The organism is Enterobacter sp. RCC_40 (assembly GCF_041360735.1).
Lineage (GTDB): Bacteria > Pseudomonadota > Gammaproteobacteria > Enterobacterales > Enterobacteriaceae > Enterobacter > Enterobacter ludwigii.
In genome coordinates this window covers 409,531-421,732 of the sequence record NZ_JBFUPR010000002.1, presented here as the reverse complement: position 1 = coordinate 421,732, position 12,202 = coordinate 409,531, and the positions used below count along the sequence as shown (strand labels likewise).

General features: G+C 45.1%; 10 protein-coding genes and 2 pseudogenes. 2 read left to right on the top strand and 10 right to left on the bottom strand.

The window, feature by feature from the left end; translation table 11 throughout:
* Positions 1-130 precede the first annotated feature (130 nt).
* The 5 genes and pseudogenes from AB6731_RS10130 to AB6731_RS10110 form a co-directional block, all read right to left on the bottom strand.
* Positions 131-988 (bottom strand): DUF2971 domain-containing protein, encoded by an 858-nt coding sequence (locus tag AB6731_RS10130; protein ID WP_371006314.1) that lies wholly within the window; start codon positions 986-988, stop codon positions 131-133.
* A gap of 555 nt (positions 989-1,543) precedes the next feature.
* A pseudogene (locus AB6731_RS10125) lies at positions 1,544-1,754 on the bottom strand (integrase); the annotation flags it as partial.
* Between the two features lie 156 nt (positions 1,755-1,910).
* Positions 1,911-2,363 (bottom strand): TetR/AcrR family transcriptional regulator C-terminal domain-containing protein, encoded by a 453-nt coding sequence (locus AB6731_RS10120; RefSeq protein WP_371006313.1) that lies wholly within the window; start codon positions 2,361-2,363, stop codon positions 1,911-1,913.
* Positions 2,364-2,617: 254 nt separating this feature from the next.
* Positions 2,618-3,601, bottom strand: a complete 984-nt coding sequence (locus AB6731_RS10115) for an HNH endonuclease (RefSeq protein WP_371006312.1) — start codon at positions 3,599-3,601, stop codon at positions 2,618-2,620.
* Positions 3,558-4,688, bottom strand: a complete 1,131-nt coding sequence (locus tag AB6731_RS10110) for a DNA cytosine methyltransferase (protein ID WP_371006310.1) — start codon at positions 4,686-4,688, stop codon at positions 3,558-3,560. Before AB6731_RS10110 ends, AB6731_RS10115 begins: the two co-directional genes overlap by 44 nt.
* Positions 4,689-5,032: 344 nt before the next feature.
* On the opposite strand from AB6731_RS10110, the gene AB6731_RS10105 reads away from it, so the two are divergent.
* Positions 5,033-5,608 (top strand): hypothetical protein, encoded by a 576-nt coding sequence (locus AB6731_RS10105; RefSeq protein WP_371006309.1) that lies wholly within the window; start codon positions 5,033-5,035, stop codon positions 5,606-5,608.
* Positions 5,609-6,145: 537 nt separating this feature from the next.
* On the opposite strand, the gene AB6731_RS10100 is transcribed toward AB6731_RS10105, so the two are convergent.
* The 3 genes from AB6731_RS10100 to AB6731_RS10090 all read right to left on the bottom strand — a co-directional run bounded on the left by AB6731_RS10100 (position 6,146) and on the right by AB6731_RS10090 (position 8,563).
* Positions 6,146-6,625, bottom strand: coding sequence for an HNH endonuclease (locus tag AB6731_RS10100; protein WP_371006308.1), 480 nt, complete (start codon positions 6,623-6,625; stop codon positions 6,146-6,148).
* 98 nt (positions 6,626-6,723) lie between these two features.
* Positions 6,724-7,041 carry a hypothetical protein gene (locus AB6731_RS10095; RefSeq protein WP_371006307.1) on the bottom strand — a complete coding sequence of 106 codons (318 nt, stop codon included), beginning with the start codon at positions 7,039-7,041 and terminating at the stop codon, positions 6,724-6,726.
* Between the two features lie 202 nt (positions 7,042-7,243).
* A complete protein-coding gene (locus tag AB6731_RS10090; protein ID WP_371006306.1) occupies positions 7,244-8,563 on the bottom strand; it encodes a hypothetical protein in 1,320 nt (439 codons plus the stop codon).
* Positions 8,564-8,894: 331 nt separating this feature from the next.
* Between AB6731_RS10090 and AB6731_RS10085 the strand changes: the two genes are divergently transcribed.
* Positions 8,895-9,269 (top strand): hypothetical protein, encoded by a 375-nt coding sequence (locus AB6731_RS10085; protein WP_371006305.1) that lies wholly within the window; start codon positions 8,895-8,897, stop codon positions 9,267-9,269.
* 605 nt (positions 9,270-9,874) lie between these two features.
* On the opposite strand, the gene AB6731_RS10080 is transcribed toward AB6731_RS10085, so the two are convergent.
* Both AB6731_RS10080 and AB6731_RS10075 read right to left on the bottom strand, forming a co-directional pair.
* Entirely contained in the window at positions 9,875-10,672 is a 798-nt protein-coding gene (locus AB6731_RS10080) for a tetratricopeptide repeat protein (RefSeq protein ID WP_371006304.1), read from the bottom strand.
* Positions 10,673-10,824: 152 nt separating this feature from the next.
* A pseudogene (locus tag AB6731_RS10075) lies at positions 10,825-12,062 on the bottom strand (IS110 family transposase).
* Between the last annotated feature and the right edge of the window lie 140 nt (positions 12,063-12,202).

Here is a 12,202-nt window from a genome sequence, read left to right as displayed (position 1 = left end):
GGACATTAACGCCCAATTAAGGTGTGAAGCACGAAACTACGAAACTACGAAACTCAATTTGATTACTATAACACTCAAATCACCCCAAACCAAAAATGCCAAGATTGCTGAATCACTCTTAAATTATTTGTTAGGTGTCTTCGACACCATACTCAATTAGTTTCAAAATGCCTTCACAATCTAACCTTGTTATTATCTCGATCGTTCTTAAATCATACGTAGTTGGAGACAACCTCATTTCGTTAATAATAATGCCTTTACCTTTAAGCTTTTCAATTAACTTATCTTTTATTTCTTGCGGTACTTGACTTCCAATAAATACTTCAGCAATTTGGTTTTTCTTTAATTTTACCAACTGGGTATCCGTATTAGTGATCAACATAACTGCACGAACTTCATCCTCATACTCCCAAACTTTTGACTTGGTCAATATGAAATCAGGCACTTTTTTATCAATAACATTTTCTACAAAATCGAATTGTGGTGGTCGCACATTACTATACCGTACCGGAAACAATGGAAAGCATGTCTCATTACTCCTAGCTCTGACTTTTTTAAACTGGTCTGTTTCCACATGCAACACGTCATTATTTTCGATATTTTTATGTGTTTTTAATGCGATACATATTCCTTTATGATTATCACCGTAATGAGACCACATTAAAAAATTCTTATGATCTCTCGTAGCACAAAATACTGCGAAATCATCTCTAAATTTTTCAATAAACAGCTTTTCAATTGCTTGCTCAGAAGTGGAAGCTATAGCCTTCTTAAAACCTTCTCCAACTTCAATCGGTAATACTTCATTGCAATATCGTTCGATTTTCTCAGGAGCTAAATTAATTGTGGGTAAAAAGTCATACGGATCATTAAAATTTTCTGCCTTTGAAAAAAATATTCGATTATTCATCAATATATCTAGCGTGTATTTATCCAACTCCATAGTTTCAGAGTCATATAGCTTTCTATACTTAAAAATCAACGACATAGCTTTACCCAGCACATGATTAATGAAAACAACTTAATTATATGTTTTTATTGTAAATTTAACAAAAAATCCTTCCCATACACAAGTAATTTGGATGAGATCATTCTTCTGAGCAGAACGTTGAACACATACCATAGAAAAATCATTTTGTAGAAAAGTATTCACCCTATTCACCTTTGCTATTTGTGTAATAAATTTCAATAGCTTAAGCGGTGTTCGTTTAGAGCGTGACTCTTCACCACTCTTCACTCCGGGTGACATTCTTATCTCAAAGCCTAAAATCTGGTCTGAGCCTGCTCAGTGGTTTTGGGTGTCTAAGGTGCTCAGACTGAGCTGGTCACATTCAAGCAGAGAGTTAAACCATCGTAAAAATTGTATGATGGTTATGAAGTGGGTGGCTAATCTGTGTCAGGTCATGGGTAGACATCTCAACCTCCGGGTAAAATACCAGCCCGCCGCCATAAAAGGTGGCGGGCTTGATGAATTGTAAATCTTATTTTGGTGGCTTAGATTGAAACGCCGCCGTCGATGATGATTTCTGAACCCACGGTCCATTGCTCTGCTTGAAACAGAGCTACCATATGCAACATCAGATACTTTGAGTTTTACCGGATCACAGCACTTTCTGTCCAAAGCCATATTCAACAGAGCCAAATCGCGCGTCTTACCTTTCAGTTCCAGCCGGATTCGGATCCTCCAGATATGAGATATCTGAAGTGGTCTTTTTGGCCGACGATACGGTCTTTGTTCCACGGTAAGTGTTCATCCTCAAATCTCCTGCAATATGGGAGATTTGAGGATGGTTGTCCCTTATGAGCGCGGGGCGGCCATCCCGGACATTTAGGTGGCTTTAAGACGCGAAGATGCATCACACCTTGGCTTTACGCTGCGACCAAGACGTGAGCGGGAATATCGGGCAAGATCACAGCCGCGTTATCGCCTCCTGGGTGCCACCGTGCGCAGCGATGAACATGCCGATGGCCGATCGACAATATGATTCGATTTCGTTGTTGTCCCCTGCTCTGGCCTCATCGAAGCATGCGATAATTAGAAGGTCGGAGCCTTTGAAAGGCGCGGCAAACAAGCGAGCGGACTGAAGAGGATCGGGAACCTTCAGCAGCCCCTTCGCGTGCAACTGACGTAGAAGGGCTTCGATTTGAGCGATGACATGAGCGGGCCCGGCTTCATAATGGAGTTTGCTTAACGACTTTTGATTCGTCTTGTCGGCCATGACCATGGCTTCGACGCTACTTACGTCGGGTCTCAACAGCGTGCGCAGCAGTAATGTTCCCACTGCCATCAGCTGATCTTCAACCGAACCGTCGACGTCTCCGAGAAGGGCCTGCGGTGCAAACAACTGATGGCGGCCGGCCACGATATGGGAGATAGCTCCGGAGCTTTACGTTATGAATGACCTGGGTAGTAACCCTGCACATATCAGCCTTTCGTTTACTCTGAATTGCGAAGATGAGGGACCGAGGAACAACCTGCAATCAGAGCACTATTGAAAGTCGCGAGCGACTGATTGCAGGCCCCCGGGGATTGAATAGCAAAATCCGGCAAGCACGTTACTCCAGCTACGCAAATGAATGACCTGCCCGTAACAAATTACGCTAACACCCGCGAATGTCAGGCTCCCTTCAATAGGTGTAAAAGCGCATCCCCCGACACTTTACGGCGGTGAACGTCATCATGGCAGACATTACAGAGCGTAATTAAGTTATCCAGCGTATTTTCACCGCCGTCAGCATGATGCTCAATATGATGCAGTTCAAGGAACGTTCGGGGGTCATTTGCTGTTTTACGGGCGTGCGACCAGCCACAGTTCCGGCAGGCGTGATGATCGCGCTCGAGGACAGCTACGCGCACCGGGTCAGGGATTTTCCGGTCATGAACCTCCGCCTGACGATCTTCCTCGAGCAGATAGGCTCCCACTTCAAGCTCCGGTCGGCCTGAGTTCCTGGTGGCAATTGGCCAGCCCTCTTCGGTTCGCAGCTCGCGTGTACGGCGGGCCCATTCCTTACTGTCGTTTGCAAGATAACGTAACTCTTCGCCAGTTACCGGGCGACCAACGTTCTTACGCAGATAGGAGAGAATTTTGTCTTTCGTCGAAAGCTTACTTCGCCGCAGAACATTGGCCTCATTCCATCGCAGGGCGGCCTCCCTGTCCTGCTCCGTCGCCATCAGTGCATAGACATCCGTTTTGAGGACGGTCATTGTGCGGGCCTGAAGTTCTTCCAGCGTTATCTCATCCTGTTCAATCATTTCCTTAAGCGTGGTACCGCTTAAGACGGACCAGCCAAACTGAACCCGGAGCTCTCTTATCCGACGCGCATATTCACTTATCCCGGCCACCACCATCAGTTCGTCCCCATGAATGATGACGCGAGGATATTTGAGGAGATATGCCAGAATGCGGTCGCGTGCCGAATTACAGCCCTCCTCATGCATCAGAGAGCTGCCGAGATCCCGCAGCAGATGATTGGCCGGGATGAGAGAAAGAACCTGTTCCCGCAGGGAGTCCTCTGCGAGCTTGTGTTCAAAATCGGTAATTAACGCCAGGAGCTGCTTACGCAGCGTTTCCGGTTCGCTCTTCTTCGATCTTCTCGCCATGTTGAATCTGATATTCCATTAAAGTAAGCACATAGGTCGCAATCTTTTGTGCAAACACGGGCGGAACCGCGTTTCCAATCTGACGCGCGATCTCGGTTTTTGACCCAAGGAAAACAAAATCATCCGGGAAACTCATCAGGCGCGCCGCTTCCCGGTGCGTAATTGGGCGGTGTGATTCCGGATGCAGATAACGCCCTTTCTCGGGTTTGAAGAACTCGGTGCGGATCGTTACGGAAGGACGTTCCCACCACAACCGGCCAAACAAATCCGTACCGCCGGACGTTTTTTTGATCCAGCAGGCAGGCGTAATATCGGGTCTGTTCTTTTGTAAGTCGAAACGGTTCCCGCCGACCGGCACAGCGCGATAACGCTCCTGAGACAGTGCTGTCGGGTTTCGCCCAAAATGCAGATCTAAAGGCGGAGGCAGATCGCGTACTTCTGTACCAACCGGCTCCGGTAAATCACCGATCAATTCTCTGACCGTCAGCCAGGCTGGCAGATCTCCGGCTTTATCGGGATGCCGGTGCGACGGCGCAGGCGGGAAAGCAGGGATGCCCCCCAGCACAAAACGGTCTTTCTTAATGCCGATCGCAATGGCACGCTTGCGCGTCTGGGGGGCACCATAGTCTGCCGTATTCAGCACAGAGGGGTTGAGAAGCAAAAAGCCCATACTCTCCGCACGTTCACGGATATCCTGGAATTCATCACTGGTTAACAGACCCGGGACATTTTCCATCACAAAGACAGAAGCGCCTGATCGCTCAATGATGTCCATGTACGGTTCCCAGAGCGCGCGTCGATGGTCCCCTTCCCGGTTTTTATTGAGTAAACTGAACCCCTGACACGGCGGCCCACCGATAACAATATCCGCTTCAGGCACGGTATTTTCCGTGATCCACTCTTCTATGTTGGCGACGATGCCATGCTCGCCAAAGTTGGCGTTGTACGTTCTGATGGCCGCCTTATCATTGTCCAGAGCCAGAACGCTTTCAAAACGAGCGCCATTCTTCCCTTTCATGAAGCCGCAGGACAAGCCGCCAGCGCCACAAAACAGATCAATGATCTTTAATTTATTGGTTTTACTCATTCAGACAGTATCCCGTTTCCCACTTCAGTCTCGACAGATAAGTCTATCATAAAGCGAATCTGTACGTATGCACAGTACCACCTGTGGAAACCTGACTTAGATGAAGCGCCAGCGCGTATGGGCTGAATGCACTCATAGCAACTCTGACTTAAGGATATGTGGATCATGTGTAGTAATGAATCATCACGTTCAGCCGCAAAATATGGCAGTGCTCATCACCTTCGCTGTTGCGTTAGCATGCAACGCTGATGCCTTTCCCTGATAGTAACAACACGCAAACTTCGGGGGCAACGGGATAGGTGCTACTTATGTCGAAAGGCCTGACGGGCTAAGGAAGAGAAAGAATGAACGAGGAATTTTCCAGAAAAAGACTGCTTCAGGGCATTATCTTTACCCTGCTGATTACCTTTGCGACCGGGATGGGGAATGTCTTATCTGCTTTCTTTATGCTGAATGTGAAAAAGCAGGAGGTGGAAGATACGCAGCTTGCGGAAGCCAGACGCCGGGCAACAGAGCTGCATTGTCTCAAGCTTCAGGAAAGCGCCTCACTGGCTGCAGAGATTGTATTTCGGGCAGATCGGGGCTATCCCAATAACGTCTCCCTGTATGAACTGATGTATGAAGACAGCCGTCCGACAAAGCGCGTGCCCGACGATCAAATCAAAGAAGAACAGAAAAACTTCGAACATCAGGTTTTCGGTTTGCTTCCCTATCTTCGGCCTGACGAAGCTCAGGTCATGAAGCAGGTAACTCTTCAGCATTTCATCGTGACAGCCATGCGGACCAGTAAAGTTCCTGCCGAACGTCGGACATCCCCTGCCGAGGGTGGATTCGATTTCAACAAGGAAATGCAGAAGCTACGTGATAGAGGGGATTTCATGGGTCAGATATTCAGGGAAAGATGCATGCGTATCAGGTAAGACGAAAGCGGCATGAAAGCTGCCCGCCATTAGCGCAAGAGTGGGAAGTTGCATGGCCATGAGCAAGTGCTTAATGGACTCCCCTTCCTGAATGTTCCCAAGCGACCCAATGCGTAACGCCAGTTTCCATTAATTCAGAGTATGTATTACCTACCAGCGCTTCACTGGCGTGTGCATCTTTGGGCCGCGACCGTTCAGCCATCAGGCCCCCAGAGGTGGGCTGACCGCTGTTTCACTGAACGGAGGACGGTAAATTCCTTACCGCATTAGCTGTCTTTAACATTTTAATGGCCTGCAGGGTTAAGGCAGACAGTTGTACGAATTTTCCGTGCAGGGACCAGCCATTCACGTAGCCCCCTTATTGTCGCCCTAAATGTGGATAATAAATCCTACATCCATTAGATATGGTCGCTTTAAGCGCGTAGCTGACGTAACAACTGTAAGTATGCACAACGATCGTTCAACCGAGCAGATCGTAGATGTTAGCAATACTTAACAAGTTTTAACGCAGACCATAAGTATAGGTTCGCCAGATTGTCAATGCTTGCACTGAAGATGTTTCACCAATCTTGAAATAGAAAGCATAGGGTCGGTTCGATGAATCATACGGTGACAATTTGAGCAAACAATTGCCAGATCAGTCAGTTCTGTATTCACTACACCATCAGCTTTGGACAACGGCTGAAGGTGATGCACTTTACAAAATCCGCTGCCAATTGCTCCATATACCTCTTTGAAATCGAAACCACACGCCTCGCAGCAGAGTTTTCCTGTGGCAAGGAGAACAGCTTCTTTCTTGCTTTTAACAACTGCAGGGTTTCGCTCTCGTCGCAAATGTGCAACGAGACGCGGGTTACCCTCAAGAAAAGAGCTGGTTTGATCGACATCAGGAAAAACGGGAAAAGCCCCGTTAATGATAAGCGATTTAACGCGGTTCACAATCTCTTGACTTTCCTCTTTATCTGCGAACCAAACGTTACTTTGCCCTATTCCACCCTTTATGCGTCGTGGAATCATTAATTCTCGCTGTTCGACTGGAAGTAATATCGCCTTACTAGAGGGAGCCTTAATTCGAAATGTTATGACACCATTCTTTTTTTGAATCGCATTCGGTTTTACAATCTTCTGAGCATCACGAAAAACAGTTGCATCCTGATACCAACCGATAACAGTTGTCCCCCGGTTTTAGGTCCTGCTGTCCACGCAACAGATACGCCACTTACATAGTCATCTTTTTTACTGGCTCCCAACCTATCTATTTTAATTTGGCCAGTAGGTTGTACATAACCGTATAAAAAGCCAGCATTGTTGCTGAAGTTACAGACTTCATGACCTGTGGAATGTTGGTTGTATTCACCTCCTCGCTCGATTGAGTCACCATCAATACCGTTGTAATGTTTCATCCATCCAATATTGCAAAACAAGATTGCCATGAGATCTCCTAAAGTACCAATTATTTGAACCCATCTTTTTAAAATAAAAATTCAGTAAGCTTAACAAGCTACTCCTGATACAAATTGGATAAGGGATTGCAATAAGCAAGGAGCAGAGCCTGCTTTAAATTATAGACGGGTAACGTTACACAATAACATTACCATAAAAATTTTCTGTCTAACAATTCGCGATATTTTGTTCTTACATACGCAACCAGGAATCGTATGTGAAATGCACTGAATTTTGTCGAGATGCGTTATAAACAATGCTTTTTTCACCATTCAAATCATCTAATACAAACTGACTGGGATGTTTTAATGTAGGGCTTGCACATTGAACAAAATAAGCAGGTTTGATCCTTTTGGAATGTCCTTTCTCCCAGCAACTGGCAGAACCATGATGAGGGATCTGAAACAATCCACAATTCATCCATCGCTCAATTCCCAGATGTAACTCAAAATCATCCAGAACAGGGGTTGTTAGATTAATATCCCCAGTAAATATTAATCCGGAAGAATGAAGTTGATAACTATCATGATCTTGACAGAAGATAAAACTGTGACCACTTGGGGTAATTTTAGGTGATGCATACATACATAAAGAAATATTGTTCTGGGCTTTACTAGTGTTACCAAAATGCTTTTGGTAGCAACTTTTTAACTTTTCCCGCCATTTTACATCAATACTAGAGCTGATACCTCGGTGCAGGTTAATACTCTCAATAGTTTGCTGAATATCCTTTTTAGCATCAGTAAGTTTAATATGAGATTGGCTGGCATAAAACTCATCATTTTTCTCATACACAAGATTGAGTTTTTTAAATGTCCTTTCAGCATTATAAAATACAAACTCAAAAAAACCATTGAGTGCACAAATAGGTTGTGTGTGGTTAATTTTCGATAATTTTACCTCACTGGTATCGATTGGACTGCCTAAATCAAAAAACACATTATCCCTGGCATCATTTATGTGTCTTTCTTGTTCTGAAACGTCTAGACCATCGGAATCATCCCTGAGTATCAAAGGGTCAACAAGATTAATCAGAGGATTGTCAGAAATTTTAGGTTCATCAGGATTCCCAGGTCCACCATTGCCTTGTACTAAAATTATTTTTTCCACACGATTTGAAAGGTTGTTATTATTTAACCACAGCGCCGGGTTTAACTGAAAAAGTGCAACAGAAGGTGATACTCCACGGATTCCATCTATTGATATTTCCCTAACAGCCTGAGTCCAATCACTATAGGGAAGCACTAATCTTTTTATTGTATGCTTTCTTAATAAAGCTATCAATCCATTAACATGGTCATCGTCAAAATGAGAAATAACCATCATGTCTATACTCTCACCGTCTGAGAACTCAACACAAGAGGAATTGATTATATTATTTATGACATTTTGACTGGTAGAGCCACAATCATAACCCCAGTTGAATTCACTGCCATCTTCCCCTCTTATTTTTGATGTAAAAAAAGTGCCATTTCCTACAGCATGAAAACATCCTGATAACTTAATGAACATTCCTACCCCTTAAGTCAAATTCCAACACTAACATATGATGACAGTAAAATATCATCACCTTAATTTATTTCAAAATACATTTTGGTTTTTAATAATTGACCGATACGAAATGATATTTTTACTGTCCGATTCTTACCCTAAGCAGACACCCATTCTCGCATGCAAACACCAATGACATATATCATGCGTAAGATTAGTCCTTCTCGCAGCTAAACCAAACCGCTTACCCTACAGGTCACGCCGATGAAAATGCGCGTGACTCTGCTTTGGTCGTCAGCCCAAGGTAACAGTGTCTAAATTCAGCTATCCTTCACACCGTTTACGATTTGCCATGAAACGTCCGACGGAGAGGCTGGAAGCATTTCGGACACGAATCAACGCTGCAGCAGAGACGAGCGAAGCTGTTTTAGCTGCGTCGGGAAACGACAAAAACTGGCTCCTGGGGCACCGACAGCGTCATAAAGGGTCTTTGCATCAGGATATCTGGCGAGGCACTGCGGCAGAGCTGGCTAACTGTGGGTACCTCGCCGTTTCCCCGGGCCAGGGCTGGTGGAAAACACGACGAGCTCTGAACCGCTATGATTCTGAAGCGCGCTACAGCCTCATCGTCTTCCTGCATGTACCGGAGATAGGTGTCGATCTGCTGACGCCGGTACAGCTTAAAGTGGATGCGCTCATCGCCAGTCAGATCGAAATTTCGTCCTGAAAACAGTGGTGCGTTTTCATCCGGCTCTGAACTCATCCGGCTCTCTCACCGGGAATGCGTCGCCACAAGTTCAATCACCACTGATCCCGAATCACCTTTTTCACCTGGCAGAACACTCTCTGGCAGACTGACCAGAACGTTGACCCTACGGACGATGAGCGGGATACAGGGTTGTCCTTCTGGATTTGCCTCACATCGCCGGAAATGCTTGCTTGTTCCCCGACGGCGGGCACTGCAGTGCTCTCCGTCGCGACAGGCGAAACCTCAAGCTCCAGCGAAAGCTGATCCTCAGCAGGGATGTTATTGCCCTCTGCTGCTGTCTCATCCTGGCGTTTAATCCCCTATGTTCGAGCCACGAGATATCCAGTTGCCAGGCATGACGAGAGCGTTCGCCACACGTCAAAGGCCTCATCCACATAGTCAAATGCGCTCTGAAGGGACACCGTTTACATGGGCAAATGCTCAAACGCCCGCTTCTTGATGCCAGCCAAACCTGTCATGCATCCATTTGATATGGCCGTTTTGAGCGAGAAGCGGACTTTACTTACATCCACTTTCACAAATAAGCAAAACAAATGCTTTATTTTAAAGCAATTAGAACATTTTTATTTACTGAGATCAATTTTACAAACACTCCCCAGTTCTAAATCTTTTTTAACCATTGGCAATAAATCCGGAATGGCATTTATTGATTGTTGTATGTAATTTCTCCCATCATTTACATCTCCTTTCGCACATAATATTTTAGCAGCATTAATGGCCATGTATTTTCTTACTTTATCATTATCACTACCAATCCTAAGCGCAATAGAAATACTATTCATTGCATCAGTATAATTTCCTGATCTAAAATGTGCATAAGCTTTTTGATTCCACAAAGAAGCATCTACGGGTGTCATTTGAGTTGCCTGAGAGAATGACTCTGCTGCCTCCAGAAATTTTTTATTTTGCAAATAGTTGAACCCAAGACTCTTGTAATGCTCAATGCTGTAATTCGGCTTATCTTGGCTATCAACTGATTTATTATTGTTTTTTGATAAGCAGTTTGTTTGAACCTTTGCAATCATGATATTTTTCTTTTCTGAAGAAGAATAGTAAGCATCAGCATAAGATTTTATTTTCCCAATTGACAACTCTCCATCTTTTTGGCATTCTTCATAGCTTGTTCTTAAAAAATCAATATCTAGCTTCTGTGAATTCAAACCTTGCTCTGCACTTTTTATGAATAACTCTTTATTTTGAACAGAGAGAATACTTTGCGCGTTTTGTCTCTCGAAAGCAAGTCTTTCATCGTTTTGACTTTTTGTTATCAAAATATTTGCTATTCCCATTGGGAGAGTTGCAATAAAGACCATTATTAATTCAGTTATCTTGATTTTAGTTTCAGTGTTCAATGTCGACATTTATTTATCATCCAATTCTAGATTTAAATTATAAATGTTATCGGCAATAGAGTGATTTTCTTTATTTTTAAACCCATTGATGGTGTTAAGTGTATATATTTAGGTGGCATATGTAATGTCCGCTTCACGCCCTGAGACATTCGACAAGCTTTTTATGGCTTCAGTAAGGGCGACTTTCGCGCTTCCAACGCCAGCAAATATTTCGCTTCGTCGTACCAGGTTCTGGTCTTCCAGCAGCGGTAAATGATCCTTATCCATTTAAACGCCAGAGCCGGATTGCTGACTGATGAGATTTCCCTTTTTCTCGCTGCCCCTGGTAATAAAGTCTGGCCCTGTACGTTGAGTTAACCGTCTTCGCAGTCCATTCCACGAATGTCTGTCGGACGAACTTTGCGCACTGTCAACGCCAGTGTACCTAGGATTTTTGACCACTTCGCTCGGTTACTGGTGCGATGCCAGCGTAGTTTTGAATTTCTTATGCGCTGTTGAAGCGGTCGCGGTTATCACCCAGTGCGGCAAGCATCCGAGGGCCCATACACGACCCCATTCCAGGGAGTGATTTGAACAGTTTTGCATCCGGAAGCGTATCGAATAAGGATTCAATACGTTCGTTGTAGGTTCTGATTAGGTCGCCTGCCAGTTTGATTTGGGATGCAAGTGCTGTTGCCATCAATGCATTTGCCTCGATGACAGTTTTATCAGTGGTCAGGGGAATAGCGCTGGCAATACTTGCAACCCGCTGTTCGGTATAAGCAACAGCAGGACCACCTTTAGCATTCATAAAATGACGGACAGTATCGCTGCGAGCCCGTTTGAGTTGTTGCAGACTCGGCCTGCGAATGATTAGCTTGCAGAACAGTGAGCTGCCCCGATGGGAGAACCATTCCAGGGGCTGGGGGTAATACTGCTTAAGCGTATTGATGAGCCGATTAACAAAGCGACGCTTGTCTTCAACCAGCAGTCGGCGCTGCTCTACTAATTGCTGGAGTAATCGGATATCCGGATTGTCGGCTTCAATGGCTTTTATCTTGTGGGGATAACGTAGCATCAGGTCTAATGCCAGCTCAGCATCCTGCGGATCATCTTTCGCACCACTGGGCCAGAAAGCCTGTCGGTAGCGGGCCAGTGACAACGCGTGTACTGGAAAAACAGTGACAAATGGGTACTTCTGGAGTGCATACACCACCGGGCCTTTCTTCAGCTCAACGGCAATAGCAATCCTGCCTTTCGCCCTCTGGTGTAACTCATTGAGCCAGATATCAAGTGCCTCAGGCGTATGTTCAATCACATGAAATATGCGATCACCGTTTTTAAACTGAACGCAGACATCGTGTTTTTTATCCGCCCAGTCCAAACCAACATGAGCAGCAAACTGATCTTTCGCAGCCATCACCAACTCCTTTTTATCGGGGATTGGTATGCATTCCACGCTCTTCGAAAGAAATATAGTCAGCAGTTTTTCTGCATGCCCTGAGTATTCGTTAGCGAACGTGGAGCACTTACTGGCTCGAAAGCAAAGCGGCAATCATC